The sequence below is a fragment of the Streptomyces sp. NPDC006197 genome, from assembly GCF_040613865.1.
Classification (GTDB): Bacteria; Actinomycetota; Actinomycetes; order Streptomycetales; family Streptomycetaceae; genus Streptomyces.
Window position 1 is genome coordinate 1 of record NZ_JBEXSZ010000173.1, and the last position, 16,310, is coordinate 16,310.

13 protein-coding genes are annotated in these 16,310 nt (G+C 74.2%); 7 read left to right on the top strand and 6 right to left on the bottom strand.

The genetic code is table 11. The annotated features are described in order from the left end of the window. Positions 1 to 90 precede the first annotated feature (90 nt). Positions 91 to 615 carry a hypothetical protein gene (locus tag ABZ318_RS34600; protein ID WP_356906417.1) on the bottom strand — a complete coding sequence of 175 codons (525 nt, stop codon included), beginning with the start codon at positions 613 to 615 and terminating at the stop codon, positions 91 to 93. 66 nt (positions 616 to 681) lie between these two features. Between ABZ318_RS34600 and ABZ318_RS34605 the strand changes: the two genes are divergently transcribed. Then, on the top strand, positions 682 to 3,144 hold the full coding sequence (locus ABZ318_RS34605; protein ID WP_356906405.1) for a hypothetical protein: 2,463 nt from the start codon (positions 682 to 684) through the stop codon (positions 3,142 to 3,144). 52 nt (positions 3,145 to 3,196) lie between these two features. On the opposite strand, the gene ABZ318_RS34610 is transcribed toward ABZ318_RS34605, so the two are convergent. Next, complete coding sequence (locus tag ABZ318_RS34610; RefSeq protein ID WP_356906406.1) at positions 3,197 to 3,565, bottom strand: hypothetical protein; 369 nt, start codon at positions 3,563 to 3,565, stop codon at positions 3,197 to 3,199. 437 nt (positions 3,566 to 4,002) lie between these two features. Here ABZ318_RS34610 and ABZ318_RS34615 point away from each other — a divergent pair, with 437 nt between their 5' ends. Genes ABZ318_RS34615 through ABZ318_RS34630 form a run of 4 tightly spaced genes read left to right on the top strand, consistent with a single transcriptional unit; the run spans position 4,003 to position 8,371 of the window. Next, positions 4,003 to 6,903 carry a nitrate- and nitrite sensing domain-containing protein gene (locus ABZ318_RS34615; RefSeq protein ID WP_356906407.1) on the top strand — a complete coding sequence of 967 codons (2,901 nt, stop codon included), beginning with the start codon at positions 4,003 to 4,005 and terminating at the stop codon, positions 6,901 to 6,903. Next, complete coding sequence (locus ABZ318_RS34620) at positions 6,900 to 7,349, top strand: roadblock/LC7 domain-containing protein (RefSeq protein ID WP_356906408.1); 450 nt, start codon at positions 6,900 to 6,902, stop codon at positions 7,347 to 7,349. Before ABZ318_RS34615 ends, ABZ318_RS34620 begins: the two co-directional genes overlap by 4 nt. A 10-nt stretch (positions 7,350 to 7,359) precedes the next feature. Further along, positions 7,360 to 7,785, top strand: coding sequence for a DUF742 domain-containing protein (locus ABZ318_RS34625; RefSeq protein ID WP_356906409.1), 426 nt, complete (start codon positions 7,360 to 7,362; stop codon positions 7,783 to 7,785). Next, on the top strand, positions 7,766 to 8,371 hold the full coding sequence (locus tag ABZ318_RS34630; protein WP_356906410.1) for an ATP/GTP-binding protein: 606 nt from the start codon (positions 7,766 to 7,768) through the stop codon (positions 8,369 to 8,371). Before ABZ318_RS34625 ends, ABZ318_RS34630 begins: the two co-directional genes overlap by 20 nt. Before the next feature lie 55 nt (positions 8,372 to 8,426). Here the strand turns inward: ABZ318_RS34630 and ABZ318_RS34635 are convergent, their stop codons facing one another. The 3 genes from ABZ318_RS34635 to ABZ318_RS34645 form a co-directional block, all read right to left on the bottom strand. Then, a complete protein-coding gene (locus ABZ318_RS34635) occupies positions 8,427 to 9,584 on the bottom strand; it encodes a lipid-transfer protein (protein WP_356906416.1) in 1,158 nt (385 codons plus the stop codon). Between the two features lie 26 nt (positions 9,585 to 9,610). Then, positions 9,611 to 10,084: a zinc ribbon domain-containing protein gene (locus ABZ318_RS34640; RefSeq protein WP_356906411.1), complete on the bottom strand. Its 474-nt coding sequence runs from the start codon at positions 10,082 to 10,084 to the stop codon at positions 9,611 to 9,613. Positions 10,085 to 10,149: 65 nt separating this feature from the next. Beyond that, positions 10,150 to 10,983, bottom strand: coding sequence for a M15 family metallopeptidase (locus ABZ318_RS34645; protein ID WP_356906412.1), 834 nt, complete (start codon positions 10,981 to 10,983; stop codon positions 10,150 to 10,152). Between ABZ318_RS34645 and ABZ318_RS34650 the strand changes: the two genes are divergently transcribed. Then, positions 10,982 to 11,542, top strand: coding sequence for an NUDIX domain-containing protein (locus ABZ318_RS34650; protein WP_356906413.1), 561 nt, complete (start codon positions 10,982 to 10,984; stop codon positions 11,540 to 11,542). The two genes, ABZ318_RS34645 and ABZ318_RS34650, sit on opposite strands and share 2 nt — an antisense overlap. A gap of 78 nt (positions 11,543 to 11,620) precedes the next feature. Here ABZ318_RS34650 and ABZ318_RS34655 read toward each other — a convergent pair whose 3' ends face one another. Then, complete coding sequence (locus ABZ318_RS34655) at positions 11,621 to 14,023, bottom strand: glycoside hydrolase family 31 protein (protein ID WP_356906414.1); 2,403 nt, start codon at positions 14,021 to 14,023, stop codon at positions 11,621 to 11,623. A gap of 215 nt (positions 14,024 to 14,238) precedes the next feature. On the opposite strand from ABZ318_RS34655, the gene ABZ318_RS34660 reads away from it, so the two are divergent. Continuing rightward, positions 14,239 to 16,212, top strand: coding sequence for an acetoacetate--CoA ligase (locus ABZ318_RS34660; protein WP_356906415.1), 1,974 nt, complete (start codon positions 14,239 to 14,241; stop codon positions 16,210 to 16,212). Positions 16,213 to 16,310 lie beyond the last annotated feature (98 nt).

Sequence of the window (16,310 nt, forward strand, 5' to 3'; positions counted from 1 at the left end):
CCAACACCTGGGTGCAGAGCATCGAGCAGATCTCCCCGGTGGAGCTCCTCGAGACCCAGCTGTGCAACTACACGGCGCCGTTCATCCTGATCAGCCCGCGCCGAACTCGCCGCCGCCCGCGCCGCGGACGCCGCCGAGGCCGCCGGGAACGCCTACGACGCGGAGCGCCGCGCCGCCGAGTCCCTCGCCTCCGAGGAGCGCCTCGCCGAACTCCTGAGCCTGCCGCCATCCGGCTCCGGCCTGCCCGTCGCCGGCTCCCCGCTGCCCGGCCAGCGCGCGGCCACCGCACCCGTCGCCGGCACCCCCGGCGACGGCCCGGACGGTGCGGAGGCCGGGGACCCCGGTGCGCCCGGCCACGCCCCGGGCGCCGCCTTCGGGCTCGGCGCCGCCGGCGGATCCGCGCCCCAGGGCCCGCTCACCGTCACCGAGTTCGACCGGTACGCCGATGAGCTGCGCGGCCTGCTCGACCAGGCCGTCGCCTCCGCGGAGAGCCGGCTCTTCGAGCTGCGCACCGCCGCCGCCGACGACTCCCGCATCCTCGGCGCCCTCGGCGACGGCGGCCTGCTGCCGCCCGGCCCCGACGTCCTCGCCACCGTCGAGTACCTCGGCGAGCACGGCATCCCCGCCCTCCCCGGCTGGCGCTACCTCGCCCAGGCCGTCGACCCGGCCGACCACGCGCGCGTGCTCGCCGCCCGCCCCGAGCTCGTCGACGGCGTCGTGATCACCGACCCCGTCTCGTACGGACGCGCCCGCGAGGTCCTCGGCACCGCCGCCCTGCTGCCCCGCTCCGCCGTCGCCGTCGGCACCGCCGCCGCGCTGCTCGCCCCCGTACCGGCGCGGGAACCGTCCGAGGACACCGGCGTCTTCCTCGTACCGCCGAACCCGGCCATGCACGACGAGCACGCCGCCGACGAGGAGCGGCACGCGCTGCGCGCCCGCGCCGCCGCCCGCGACGAGGAGATCCGCACCCTCGCCGCCCGCCTCGCCGGCGACCGCGCCCTCGCGTCCCGGATCGGCGCCTGGCGAGCCGACTGCCCCTTCGGGATGCTCGCCGAGCTCGCGTCCGTCGCCACGACCGCCCGCGAGACCGCCGAGGCCGCGGCCGCCGCCCTCGACGAGGCCCGCACGGCCCGTACGGAGGCCGACGAGGTCGCCGCCGAGGCCGCCCGGCTCCGGGACGAGCGCCAGGAGGCCGCCCAGCGGGCCCGCCGGGTCGCCGACGCACTCGCCGGTCTCGCGTTCCGGCTGCGCGAGCGCTCCGCCTGGCAGGCGAAGCTCCGCGAGCTCGCCGACGACGCCACCGAGGCCGAGGCCCGCGCCCAGACCTGCCTGGAGCGCGCCCGCGCCGCCGACGAGGACCGCCGCGCGGCGCAGCGCGCCGCCGACGACGCCCACCGCACCGCCCGCGCCCTGCGGGCCGAGCGCGCCGAGATCGCCGGCGCCCCCGACACCCTCCCCGAGGAGGACCCGGCCGCACCCCGCGCCGCGCTCCCCACCCTCCGCGAGGCCTACCGGGCCGCGTCCCAGCTGTACGAGAAGGTCGGCGTCGGCGCCGACCTGCGCGCCGAGCAGGCCCGCGCCGAGAGCGACGAGTCCGCCGCCCTCGCCGAGCTCGACCGCCTCACCAACAAGGTCCGCACCCGCGCCGAACAGCTCCTCGAGTCCACCGACGGTGCCGACGGCCCGTCCCGGCAGGCGGCCGTCGCCCGCGCCGAGGCCCTGGTCCAGATGCTGGAGACCCGCGCCTCGGAGGCGAGCGAGAAGCTCGGCCGGCTCCGTGGCGAGGCCGAGCGCCTGGCCCCCGAGGACGGCGGGGCGCACACCGAGCTGCCCGAGGAGCTGGTGCCCGCCGACGCCGAGCGGGCCCAGGCCCTGCTCCGTACCGCGACCGCCGAACTCGCCTCCCGCACCGACGCCCTGGAGGCGGCGCGGGCCGCCCACGCCGGACTGCTCCGGGACCACCGGGCCGCCGAGGACGCGGCCGGCGGCTTCGAGGAGACGGCGGCTCTGCTGCGCGACCTGCTCCGCGACCACGCGGACGAGGAGCGGGAGGAGACCGGGCCGTACCCGGGCAGCCTGGAGGAGGCCCGCACGACGGCCGCCGAGGCACGCCGCGCCCTGCGCGCCTGCACCGCCGAGCTGTCCGCCGCCGACGCGGCCGTGCGCGAGGCGAGCGACATCCTCGTCCGGCACGCCAACTCCACCCGCTACGAGCAGGTCCGCACCCCCGCCCGCCAGCAGATCCGCGAACTGCCGGCGTCCGCGCTGCCCGAGCACGCCGCCAAGTGGGCCGAGGCCTTCGCGCCCCGGCTGCGGGTCCTCACCGACGAGCTGGAGCAGCTGGAGCGCAACCGGGACTCGATCGTGGACCGGCTGCGGGGCCTCGTGGAGTCCTCGCTCGCGACGCTCCGCTCCGCCCAGCGGCTCTCCCGGCTGCCCGAGGGCCTCGGCGAGTGGTCGGGCCAGGAGTTCCTCCGCATCCGCTTCGAGGAGCCCGACCAGGCCACGCTCGCCGAGCGGCTCGGCGAGGTCGTCGACGAGGCGACCCGCGCCGCCGTCAGGAAGAACTCCGACCTGCGGCGCGACGGCATGTCCCTGCTCCTCAGGGGCGTCCAGGCGGCGCTCGAACCCAAGGGCGTCTCGGTCGAGATCCTCAAGCCGGACGCGGTGCTGCGCGCCGAGCGCGTCCCCGTCGGGCAGATGGGCGACGTCTTCTCCGGCGGTCAGCTGCTCACCGCGGCCATCGCCCTGTACTGCACGATGGCGGCGCTCCGCTCCAACGACCGGGGCCGCGACAAGCACCGGCACGCGGGCACGCTGTTCCTCGACAACCCGATCGGCCGCGCCAACGCCACGTACCTGCTGGAGCTCCAGCGGGCCGTGTCGGACGCGCTGGGCGTCCAGCTCCTCTACACGACGGGCCTGTTCGACACGACCGCGCTCGCCGAGTTCCCGCTGGTGATCCGGCTGCGCAACGACGCGGACCTGCGAGCCGGGCTGAAGTACATCAGCGTGGAGGAGCACCTGCGCCCCGGGCTGCCGCAGCCGGCCGCGGAGGGGGAGACGATCCACGGCGAGATCACGGCGACGCGGATGTTCCGCCGCCACCAGTCCGACGACGCGGCCCCGGCGGACGAGGCGTAGGAGAACGCAAAGCGGCCCGGCCCCCTTCAGGGGCCGGGCCGCTCCGCGTTGTTCAGGCCGCTTCGGACAGCGGTGCCGTCTCCGTCCGGGCCTCGTCGCGCCGCGCCCGGATCGGCGGACGGGCCGTGCTGCTCGGCTCCGACACCACGCCGTTGCGCTGACGCCACACCTGGCGGGTGATCCAGACGTCGAGAACGCTCCAGGTGGCCACGACCGTCGACGCCACCGCGGTGACCGTCACAGGAAACGCCGGCCACGCGCCCGCGACCGTCCAGAAGAAGGCCACCACGGCCTGGACGAGTGTCACCGACGTGATCAGCACGGCCCGCACGGCGGCGTTGCGCACCGGATCGGGCATCCGCCGTCGGCCCCGCTCCTCCTCCACCCACAACTGCCGCGCCGACCGCGCCTCGTGTTCCATTGTCCCGTCACTCCCCACCACTGAACGACCTCAGGGACGGCTGCCCGTCTTGAGCGCCTTTACACGGACAGAACCCTCCCCGTGCCCATTGACGCACGAGAGGGGGAAAAGGTTTCGCCCGGGTGGGGCGGAACGAGGCCCGCATACCGGCGGAACGGACAGTTCCAGCCATCCGCGCAGGCCGGAGAAATGGCACTCCATCAGGTGTCCTACGCCACAGCGGTCAATCCCAACTCCAGCAATACCAGGACATCTCATGATCAAGGCTCACTCGACAGGCTGAAAATCGCTCGTACACGCCTTCGGAATGGCCGTGATGCAGTAGTAGGCTCGCGCCGCCGTTTGTTGAAATTCAAGGTTGACGCCGCGTGTTGACGCCGGCGGTCACGAACGTGAAGGACCTCCGTGGCGCAACGGGGGCCGAGCTGGGGGAGGCCATGCGCTTTCGCGGGAAGTCCATCCGCAGGAAGATCGTGGCGTTGCTGCTCGTACCGCTCGTCTCCCTCACCGGCCTGTGGGGCTTCGCCACGGTCCTGACGGGCCGCGAGGCCGACCAGCTCCTCGACGTCGGGTACGTCGTCGACAAGGTCGGCTACCCCCTGGAGGACACCGCCCGGGTCATCCAGATCGAACGCCGGCAGTCGCTCATCTACCTCGCCGATCCGCGCGGCTCCAACGCCCTCGCCTCCCTGCGCGAGACCCGCCGCGCCACCGACCGGCAGATCGCCCGCATCCGCGCCAACGCCGCCGACCCCGGCGTGCGCGAGACGATGCGGCCCGTCACCACCCAGCGGCTCAACTCCCTCCTCGACGCGCTCGACGGCCTCACCTCGCTGCGGCGCTCCGTCGAGGATCGCGGCATCGGCCGCATGCAGGCCCTCGAGTTCTACAACCGGCTCGTCGACCCCTGCTACAGCTTCCTCATCACCCTCCACGCCCTCGAGAACGTGGAGATGGACAAGCAGGGCCGCGCCCTCGTCGGCATCACGCGCGCGCGTGAGCTGCTCTCCCGCGAGGACGCCCTCGTCCTCTCCGCGCTCGTCGCGGACCGCTTCACCTCCGAGGAGATACGCGCGATATCCGACCTCGTCGCCAACCGCGTGGCGTTCTACGAGGTCAACCTCGAACTCCTGCCCGCCGCCGAACGCGAGCGCTTCGAGGAGTACTGGCGCAGCCCCGACACCCAGCCGCTGCGCACCGCCGAGAACGCGATCATCGAAGAGGGCCCCACCGACAGCCCCCGCGCCATCACCGCCGAGCGCTGGCAGGACCAGGCCGGCCCCGTTCTTGACGACCTCGCCCGCGAGAACACCGCCGCGGGCGACCGCTACCAGGAGCGCGTCCAGCCCGCCGCGTACAGCGTCCTCCTCAAGGTCGGCGTCGCCGGCGTCCTCGGCTTCCTCGCCCTGCTCGCCTCGATCGTCATCTCCGTCCGCATCGGCCGCCGACTCATCCGCGACCTCCGCCGCCTGCAGAAGGAGGCCCAGGAGGTCTCCGGCGTCCGGCTGCCCAGTGTCATGCGCCGCCTCGCCGCCGGCGAGCAGGTCGACGTCGGGACCGAGGTGCCCCACCTGCGGTACGGGGAGGACGAGGTCGGCCAGGTCGGCCAGGCCCTCAACACCCTCCAGCGCGCCGCCGTCGAGGCCGCCGTCAAGCAGGCGGAACTGCGCCGCGGCGTCTCCGAGGTGTTCGTCAACCTCGCCCGCCGCAACCAGGTCCTGCTCCATCGCCAGCTGACCCTCCTCGACACCATGGAGCGGCGCACCGAGGACACCGACGAGCTGGCCGACCTCTTCCGCCTCGACCACCTCACCACCCGCATGCGCCGGCACGCCGAGGGCCTCGTCATCCTGTCCGGCGCCGCCCCCTCCCGTCAGTGGCGCAAGCCCGTCCAGCTCATGGACGTGGTCCGCGCCGCCGTCGCCGAGGTCGAGGACTACGAGCGGATCGAGGTGCGCCGCCTGCCCCGCCTCGGCGTGGGCGGCCCCGCCGTCGCGGACCTCACCCACCTCATCGCCGAACTCCTCGAGAACGCCACGGTGTACTCGCCCCCGCACACCGCCGTCCAGGTCCTCGGCGAGCGGGTCGCCAACGGCTTCACCCTGGAGATCCACGACCGCGGCCTCGGCATGAACCCCGACGCCCTGCTCGACGCCAACCTCCGGCTCGCCGAGACCCCCGAGTTCGAGCTCTCGGACACCGACCGGCTCGGCCTCTTCGTCGTCAGCCGGCTCGCCCAGCGCCAGAACGTCCGGGTCTCGCTGCAGACCTCCCCGTACGGCGGGACCACCGCGGTCGTCTTCATCCCGGCCGCGCTGCTCACCGACGCGCCCGAGACCCAGGGCGCCGGATTCCGGCTCGACCGCAAGACCCTGGAGCGCCCGGGGCGGACCGACGACGCGTCCGCCGACGGCGGCGCCCTGCCCACCCGCAGGCCGGCCCTCACGAAGGTCCCCGACGTGACCGAGGCGCCCGGACCGCTGGACGGCCCCGTCGAGCTGGAGGCACCGCTCGGCACCGAGGACTTCGACGTCCTCCTCGACCGGTCCGCGGACCTCCTCGACAGCGACAGCGAGCGCGGCGGCCTCTTCCGGCCCCGCGACCGGCGCCGCACCGGACTCGCGCCCGCCGGCGAGCAGCACGAGCAGGCCCCGGACCGGGCGACGGGCCGCGGCGAGCGGGACGCGCCCGCCGACGGCGCGCTCCCCGGGCCCGTGCAGCTGCCGCGCCGCCGCACCCCGACGCTCGTCGTGGACCACGGCCGCCGCCTCGACGAGCCCGACGGCGCCCACGCGCAGCCCGACCGCGCACACCCGCAGCCGGGCCGTACCCACGCCCAGGCCGACCGCGTCCAGCCGCAGCCGGACCGCGCGCATCCGCAGGAGCACCGGGCGGACTTCCCGCAGGACGACCGGCACGGAGACCGGCACGGAGCCCGGCCGGGCGACCGGCCGGGACACCCGCACGGCGGTGGGCGGGCCGTCCTGCCGGGGCCGGACGCCGGTCCCGTCCTCGTCCCCGTACCACCGGAGGGGCCCGTGCCGCCGGAGAGCCCGGAGCCGTTCGGCGGCCTGCCCCGCCGCGTCCGCCAGGCCAGCCTCGCGCCCCAGCTGCGCGAGGCCGAGGACCCGGCCGGCCGCGGTGCGGGAAGCCGCGCCGACGCCCGTACGGGCACCGGAGCGCAGTCCGAGGGGCCCGACTCCTTCGAGCGCGACGCCGAGGAGGTACGCGCCCGCATGGCCGCCATGCAGCGCGGCTGGCAGCGCGGCAGGCGGGACACCACAGAGCCGGACGACCCGACAGCACCAGGAACGACACCCGAGGGGGACGGTCGATGACCGCACCGAACGCCGCAGCACCCAGCACGACCTCCGGACCCGGACGCGGAAACGGCGAACTGAACTGGCTCCTCGACGAGCTCGTCCAGCGCGTCGGCTCCATCCGCAAGGCCCTGGTGCTCTCCAGCGACGGACTTCCCACCGGTGCCTCCCAGAAGCTCACCCGGGAGGACGGCGAGCACCTCGCCGCCGTGGCCTCCGGCTTCCACAGCCTCGCCAAGGGCGTCGGCCGCCACTTCGAGGCGGGCAAGGTCCGCCAGACGGTCGTCGAGCTGGAGGACGCCTTCCTCTTCGTCACGGCCGCCGGCGACGGCAGCTGCCTCGCGGTGCTCGCGGACGCCGACTCGGACGTCGGCCAGGTCGCCTACGAGATGACGCTGATGGTGAAGCGGGTCGGGGCCCACCTCACGACGGCTCCCCGGACCGGCCTGCCCTCGGGAGGGTGAGTGGGACGGCATGAGTGACGCAGCCGAGCGCAGCCGGCGGGAGCGGGGCCGGACCCCCGACCCCCACCACTGGTTCGACGACGAGGCCGGGCCGGTGGTCCGTCCGTACGCGATGACCCGCGGCCGGACGAGCGCCTCCGGCCGTCACCGCCTCGACCTGATCGCGGTGGTCGTTCCCGAGCCCGCCGCCGACGACCCCGGCCGGGACCAGACGCTCTCCCCGGAACACGTGGAGATCGTCGAACGCTGCTCCGAGCAGCCCCAGTCGATCGCCGAGCTCGCCGCCGGACTCGACCTCCCCGTGGGGGTGGTACGGGTCCTCGTCGGCGACCTCGTCGAGGACGAACTCGTCCATGTGACCCGCCCCGTTCCGCCGGCCGAGCTGCCGGACGTGAGCATCCTTCGCGAGGTGATCAATGGCCTTCGGGCGCTCTAGCCGCAAGCAGCCCTTCGTCGAGCCGGTGACCCTGAAGATCCTCGTCGCAGGCGGGTTCGGGGTCGGCAAGACGACGCTGGTGGGCGCGGTCAGCGAGATCAGGCCCCTGCGGACCGAGGAGGTCCTCAGCGAGGTGGGGCGGCCCGTCGACGACCTGCACGGCGTCGAGACCAAGACGACCACCACGGTCGCCATGGACTTCGGACGGATCACCCTCCGCGAGGACCTCGTCCTCTACCTCTTCGGCACCCCGGGGCAGGACCGCTTCTGGTTCCTGTGGGACGAGCTGGCCCAGGGAGCCCTGGGCGCGGTCGTCCTCGCGGACACCCGCCGACTGGAGGACAGCTTCGCCGCCATCGACTACTTCGAGCGGCGCGGCATCCCGTTCACGGTGGCCGTCAACTGCTTCGAGGGCGCCCAGCGGTTCCCGGCGGAGAGCGTGCGCGGCGCGCTCGACCTGGACCCCGAGGTGGAGCTGCTGATGTGCGACGCCCGGGACCGCGAGTCGGTGAAGAACGTCCTCGTGGCGGTCGTCCAGCACGCCCTGGTCCTCGCGGACCGCAGCCCCGCCGCCGTCACGACCTGACGGCGGCGCGGGGCGGGGGCGGTGGTCAGCGCGGTGGCGGTGGCGGTGGCGGTGGTCAGCGCACCGCCACCACCGCCGAACCGTGCCCGAACAGGCCCTGGTTCGCGGTGATCCCGGCCCTCGCCCCCGGCACCTGCCGGTCGCCCGCAGTGCCGCGCAGCTGCCAGGTCAGCTCGCAGACCTGCGCGATCGCCTGGGCGGGCACCGCCTCCCCGAAGGAGCCGAGACCGCCGCTGGTGTTGACCGGCAGGCGCCCGCCGAGGGCCGTGGCGCCCTCCCGCAGCAGCTTGGCGCCCTCGCCCCGCGGGCAGAGCCCGATGTCCTCGTACCACTCCAGCTCCAGGGCGGTGGACAGGTCGTACACCTCGGCGAGGGACAGGTCCTCGGGTCCGAGCCCCGCCTCCTCGTAGGCGGCGCGGGCGATCGAGGCGCGGAAGGCGTGCGGGTCGGGGGAGACGGCCGCCGCCGAGTCGGTCGCGATGTCGGGGAGGTCGAGCACCGCCTTGGGGTACGTGGGGGAGACGGTGGACACCGCCCGGAGCCGGACCGGGTCGGGGTGCCCGTGCCGGCGTGCGAACTCCATGCCGGACAGGACGAGCGCGGCGCCGCCGTCCGAGGTGGCGCAGATGTCGAGGAGCCGCAGCGGATCGGCGACGACGGCGGAGGCCGTGACCTCCTCGGCGGTCACCCGCTTGCGGTAGCGGGCCAGCGGATTGAGCGCGCCGGCCGCCGCGTTCTTCACCTTCACCTGGGCGAAGTCCTCGGTCGTGTCGCCGTACAGCGCCATCCTGCGGCGCGCGGAGAGCGCGAAGTACGCCGGGTTGGTCGCCCCGAGCACCCGGAACCGCAGCCAGTCCGGGTCGCCGGGCCGCTCGCCGCCGGCCGGGGCGAGGAACCCCTTCGGCGTCGAGTCCGCCCCGACGACCAGGACCACGTCCGCGAGCCCCGCCAGGATCTGGGCCCGGGCGGTGCCGATGGCCTGGGCGCCCGAGGCGCAGGCGGCGTACACGCTGGTGACCCGCGCCCCCTGCCAGCCGAGAGCCTGCGCGAACGTCGCCCCCGCCACGTATCCCGGGTATCCGCACCGCATGGTGTCGGCGCCGACGACCGAGTCGATGTCGGACCACCGCAGACCGGCGTCGGCGAGCGCGGCGCGGGCGGCGGCCGTCCCGTACGAGACGAAGCTCCGGCCCCATTTGCCCCAGGGGTGCATCCCGGCCCCGAGCACGGCGATGTCGTTCACGACCGCTCCTCCCGCCGCTCCCCGGCGACCGGCCGCCAGTTCCAGGTGGTCCAGGTGTGCTCCTCGTCCTCGTTCAGGACGCCCGGCACCACCTCGACCTCCATCCCGACGGCGAGGTCGGCCGTCGTCACGCCCGGCGCCGCCTGCCCGAGGACCACCATCGCCTCGGCCGCGAGCTCGACGGCGACGAGGGCGTACGGCTCCCAGGGCACGTCCGGATCGGAGACGTACGGGGCGGGCGGACGGTACCGGCCGTCGGTGTACGACCAGACCCGGCCGCGCGGCGAGAGCGGGACCTCGGCCAGTTCGCCGCCGCCCGGGCAGCCGGGGTTGCGGCACCAGTCGTCCTCCCGCGGGAAGAAGACCGACGCGCAGGCCGTGCAGCGGGTGCCGAGCAGCCGGAACTCCGCCTCCGGCACGGTGTCGTCGGTGAACCACCCGGCCACCACCGGTCTGCGCGTCCGTGCCATCGGGACCTCCCGTGATCTGACGAAGTGTCAGGAGTGTGTCACGGACGGCCTGCGCTGAGAAGGGCTCAATGCCCGGCCACCGACCTCCGCGCCACGGGGAAGTCGAAGAACGTGTCCGGGAACGGCTCCGGCTTGAAGGTGAAGTGCCACCACTCCTCGGGCAGGTTCACGAACCCCTGCTCGGCGAGCGCGCCCTTGAGCAGTTGCCGGTTGGCCCGCTGCACGCCCTGGATCCGCGGGTCGTCGGTGTGCGAGCGCGTGTCGAAGCAGTCGTACCCGGTCCCCATGTCCACCGAGTTGTCCGGGAACCGCTCCGCCTGCGGCGCCCAGCACTCCACCAGCTCCTCGCCCGGCACGTACGCGCGCGTGGGCGCCGCCGGCAGCCGCACGATCGTGAGGTCCACCGTCGAACCCCGGCTGTGCCCGGACTTCTCCGCGATGTAACCGTCCGCGAACAGCCTCGACTTGTCGACGAGCGGATAGAACTCCTTCTTCATCCGCTCGTCCTCCAGGTCCTTCGCCCAGCGCACGAAGTGGTCCACGGCCCGCTGCGGCCGGTAGCAGTCGTACACCTTCAGCGTGTACCCCCGGGCGAGCAGCCGGAGCTGCGCGCGGTGCAGCGCCTCGGCCGCCGGACGGGTCAGGATGCACAGCGGCTGCCGGTAGCCGTCCACCGGTTCGCCGACGAAGTTGTGCTCGGTCGTGTAGCGCATCTCCTGGAGGATCGTCCGGTCCACGGAGCTCAGGGCCACGAACTCCCTCGGCGCCTTGGGCTCCGGCGCGGCCGAAGCCGGGGGAGCGGGCGCGGCGACGGCTCCGGTGGCGGTTCCGGTGAGGGCGAGCAGCCCGGCCGCGGCCGTGACGGCGAGGGTACGGAGAGCGGTTGCGAGTCCTGTCATGCGCACCGTCTATCAGTTCCGGCAGCGCCGGGAAAGGGCGATCGCGTACGGTCGGGCCGTGAAGGACACCCACTGCTCCGCCTGCGGCGCCGCCCACCTCCCCGACGCCGGCTGGCCCCGCACCTGCCCGGCCTGCGGTCACACCGCCTACCGCAACCCGCTGCCCGTCGCCGTCGCCCTCCTCCCCGTCACCGACACGAAGGGAACGGGCCTCGTCGTCGTCACCCGCACCATCGAACCCGCGCGGGGCGGGGTCGCGCTGCCCGGCGGCTTCATCGACCACGGCGAGGACTGGCGCGCCGCCGTCGCCCGCGAACTGCGCGAGGAGACCGGCATCCCCGCCTCGGCCGAGGAGGTCCGCCTCGCCGACGCGTTGAGTTCCCCGGCCGGCCACCTCCTCCTCTTCGGCCTCCTTCCGCCCCGTCCGGCCGCACAGCTCCCGCCGTCGGTCCCGACGGACGAGACGAGCGGCCACCACGTGCTCACGGCACCCGGGGAGTTGGCCTTTCCGCTCCACACGGAGGCGGTGCGGAAGTGGTTCGGCGGCGCTTACGGGTGACTGGTGTCGGATGCTGGATCCAATCTCCAATCTCCAGTATTCGACTACTGGATATTGGATCCGCCTAACTGGATCCGCCTAACTGGATCCGCCTACTGGATCCACCTCCTCACAGCCCCGCACCACCACCGGCAGCCCCGGCTCCTCCATCCCGTCGTCCGTGACACGCTCCACCACCACCCGGCCGTCCACGAGCCGCGACTGGTACCGCTCGATCGAGGCCGGCTCCCAGCCGTCCCCGGTGTCCCGCACGACGAGCCCGCCACCGGTCCGCCCGACGGCGGGCGCCCACACCTCCAGGACGAGCTCGTCCCCCTCGCCCCGCACGGGCAGCACGGCCCCCGCCCGGGCCAGGACCGGCACCCGGGAGAGCGGCGCGTCGAGCAGCACCTGTCCCGGACCCTCGTACGCCCGCCCCGTCGCCGTGTCGTACCAGCGTCCGCGCGGCAGCCGCACCGCCCGCCGGTCCGCGCCCCGCGTCAGCACCGGCGCCACCAGCAGCGCGTCGCCGAGCAGGAACGCGTCCTCGCAGTCGCGCAGCGCCCGGTCCTCGGGGGTCCCCCACCACACCGGGCGGACGTACGGCGCGCCCGTCATCCGGGCCAGCCGGGCCAGCGTCGTGAAGTACGGCCGCAGCCGCTCCCGTTCGGCCAGCGCCACGCGCGCGTGCTCCAGGACCTCGGGACCGAACTCCCACGGCTCCCGCCGCCCCGCGTCGATCGCCGCGTGCGTACGGAAGAGGGGGAGCCACGCGCCCAGCTGGTACCAGCGCAGGAACAGTTCCGGTGAGGGACTGCCGTCGAAACCGCCCACGTCCGGCCCCGAGTAGGGCACCCCGCACAGCCCCAGACCCAGGACGAGGGCGAGCGAGGCCCGCAGCCCCGGCCACCCCGTCGCCACGTCGCCGGACCACGTGCCCCCGTACCGCTGCATGCCCGCCCAGCCGGAGCGCGAGAAGAGGAAGGGCCGCTCGTCGGGGCGCAGCCGGCGCAGCCCCTCGTACCCGGCCCGGGCCATCGCGAGCCCGTACACGTTGTGCGCCTCCCGGTGGTCGCCGCCCCGGCCCTCCAGCGCGTGCCGCGCCGAGCGGGGCAGCGTCGGCTCGCCGAAGGGGACGAAGGACACCGGCTCGTTCATGTCGTGCCACACGCCCGCGAAGCCCTGCCGGAGGCGCTCCTCGTACAGGCCGCCCCACCACTCCCGTACCGCGGGATCCGTGAAGTCCGGGTAGGCGCACTCGCCGGGCCACACCACCCCGTGAACCTCCTGGCCGCGCGCGTCCTTGACGAAGGCGTCCACCGCCGCCCCGCCGTCGTACACCGGATCGCCGAGTTCGGCCTTCACCGCCGGGTCCACGATCGACACCAGACGCACGCCCTGCTCCCGCAGCTCCTCCGCGAGCCCCGGCAGATCGGGAAACCGCCCCCGGTCGACCGTGAACACCCGGTGCCCGTCGTAATGATCGATGTCCAGGTGCACGGCGGACAGCGGCAGCCCCCGCTCCCGGTACCCGGCCACCACCCGCCGCACCTCCCGCGCGCTGCCGAAGCCCCAGCGCGCGTGCTGCGGCCCGAGCGCCCAGGACGGCGGCAGCGCGGGCGCGCCCGTCAGTGCCGCCCAGCCGTGCAGGACGCGCGCGGGGGTGCCGACGACCACCCAGCAGCGCAGCGGCCCGCCCGTCATCCGCACCTCGCTGGTCCCCGGCCGGTCGTGCCCGGAACCGGCCCCCTCCTCGCCCTCGGCCAGGGTGACCCGGCCGTCCCAGGAGTTGTCGTGGAACGCCAGGTGCGTCCCGGCGTCCGAGACCACGAACTGGACGGGCATGGTCAGGTAGAGCGGATCGTCCCCGGGATCGAAACCCCTCTGGGGGTCGGTGTTCCACAGCCGGTACGAGCCGTCCCGAAGGCGAGGCCCCGCCGCCCGCCCCCCGAGCCCGAAGAACCGGGCGTCGGCCGGCACCTCGCTGCGCTGCACCCACCGCCCACCCCCCGCCGCCCCGGGCCCGGCGCCCTCGCCGGCCACCGGCTCCCACCAGCGCGGCGGCAGGTCCCGGCGGAGCAGCACCCCGCCCGGGGTCCGGAGCTCCACCGCCCCGTGCCGGGAGACTGTCACCGTCACCCGTTCCGACACGATCCGCCACCCGCCGTCGGTGTCCGGTTCGAGGGAGGCCCGGGGATCCGCGTCGGGCGCCTCGCCCGCCAGGGCGTACGAGGGAAGCGGCCCAGCCCCGTCCCACCCCCAGAACACCGTGCCGCCCGACGACACGCGGATCAGGAGCGAGGACCGGGCGAACCGGACGGTCCCCCCGCCCGGAGCCGGCTTCGCCTCCACCGCGAGCCCCGGCACCCTGGCCCGCTCCGCCCCCCTGGGCGGCAGCCCCCACGTGTCCGTACGGCGCTGCCGCCACGCCGACCACACCGCCCGCAAGCCCTGCACCGAACCGAACACCTTCATCGAACGCACCAGTTCACGACCGTCCATGCAGCTCACCCTGCCACTCGCCGGAGCGCGAACCGGTTCCGTTCAGCTGCCGTTCACCCGTGGTGGGAGCACATGTTCAACTACCCGACCATGGGCGGGCAGACCTGGTGCGATTGACGATCACATGGCATCGTCCTGTCAGCCGCGTCACGCGCACACCCCAGCACGTGCGCGAGACACACGCAGACCCGCGTACAGCCAGGGAGCCGCCCCAAATGACATCCGCAGCGCCGACCGAGCCGCTCTGGCAGCCGGACGAGGAACGCATCGCCACGGCCGCCGTCACCCGCTTCCAGGCCTGGGCCGCCGAGCACCACGGCGCTCCGGCCGAGGGCGGGTACCCGGCGCTCCACCGCTGGTCGGTCGAGGACCTCGAAGCCTTCTGGCAGGCCGTCGTCGAGTGGTTCGACCTCCGCTTCTCCACCCCGTACGAGCGGGTTCTCGGCGACCGCTCCATGCCCGGCGCCGACTGGTTCCCCGGAGCCACCCTCAACTACGCCGAGCACGCCCTGCGCGCCGCCGACGAGCGCCCCCATGACACGGCCCTGCTCCATGTGGACGAGACACATGAGCCCACGCCGGTCACCTGGGGCGAGCTCCGCCGCCAGGTCGGCTCCCTCGCCGCCGAGCTCCGCGCCCTCGGCGTGAACCCCGGCGACCGCGTCAGCGGCTACCTGCCCAACGTCCCGCAGGCCGTCGTCGCCCTCCTCGCCACCGCCGCCGTCGGCGCCGTGTGGACCTCCTGCGCCCCCGACTTCGGCGCCCGCAGCGTCCTCGACCGCTTCCAGCAGGTCGAGCCGGTCGTCCTCTTCACCGTCGACGGCTACCGCTACGGCGGCAAGGAGCACGACCGCCGCGACACCGTCGCCGAGCTGCGCGCCGAGCTGCCCACCCTCCGCGCCGTCGTCCACATCCCGCTCCTCGGCACCCCGGCCCCCGAAGGCACCGTCGCCTGGTCCGACCTGGTCGCCGCGGACGTCGAGCCGGTCTACGAGCAGGTGCCGTTCGCGCACCCGCTGTGGGTCCTGTACTCCTCCGGCACGACCGGCCTGCCGAAGGCGATCGTCCAGTCCCAGGGCGGCATCCTCGTCGAGCACGTCAAGCAGCTGGGCCTGCACTGCGACCTCGGCCCCGAGGACGTGTTCTTCTGGTACACCTCCACCGGCTGGATGATGTGGAACTTCCTCGTCTCCGGCCTCCTCACCGGCACGACCGTCGTCCTGTACGACGGCAGCCCCGGCTACCCCGACACCGCCGCCCAGTGGCGGATCGCCGAGCGCACCCGCGCCACCCTCTACGGCACCTCCGCCGCGTACGTGATGGCCTGCGCCAAGGCGGACGTCCACCCTGGCCGGGACTTCGACCTCTCCGCCGTGAAGTGCGTCGCCACCACCGGCTCCCCGCTGCCCCCCGACGGCTTCCGCTGGCTCCACGGCGAGGTCCGCGAGAACCTGTGGATCGCCTCCGTCAGCGGCGGCACGGACGTCTGCTCCTGCTTCGCGGGCGCCGTCCCCACGCTGCCCGTCCACATCGGCGAACTCCAGGCCGCGGGCCTCGGCACCGACCTGCAGTCCTGGGACCCCTCCGGGAAGCCCCTGATCGGCGAGGTCGGCGAGCTCGTCGTCACCAACCCCATGCCGTCCATGCCGATCCACTTCTGGAACGACCCCGACGGCAGCCGCTACCGCGACAGCTACTTCGAGATGTTCCCGGGCGTCTGGCGCCACGGCGACTGGATCACGATCACGGACCGCGGCTCAGTCGTCATCCACGGCCGCTCGGACTCCACCCTGAACCGCCAGGGCGTCCGAATGGGAAGCGCCGATATCTACGAGGCCGTCGAGCGCCTTCCCGAGATCCGCGAGTCCCTGGTCATCGGCCTGGAAGAACCGGACGGCGGATACTGGATGCCGCTCTTCGTGCACCTCGTGGACGGCGTCACCCTGGACGAGGAGCTGATCGACCGCATCAAGCGGACGATCCGCAGCGAACTCTCCCCGCGCCACGTCCCCGACGAGATCATCGAGGTCCCGGGAGTCCCGCACACCCTCACGGGCAAGCGCATCGAGGTCCCGGTCAAGCGTCTCCTCCAGGGCACCCCCCTGGCCAAGGCCGTCAACGCCGGCTCGGTGGACGACCTCGCTCTCCTCCACTTCTACGAGGCCCTCGCGGCCAACCGCCGGGGCTGAGCACATGGGCCGTGACGTTCTACCTGGTTCGGCTCCACACGCTACTGAGAGGGGAGCCGGGCATGGTGAACAGCGGGCAGACGGAGACAGTCGCACTG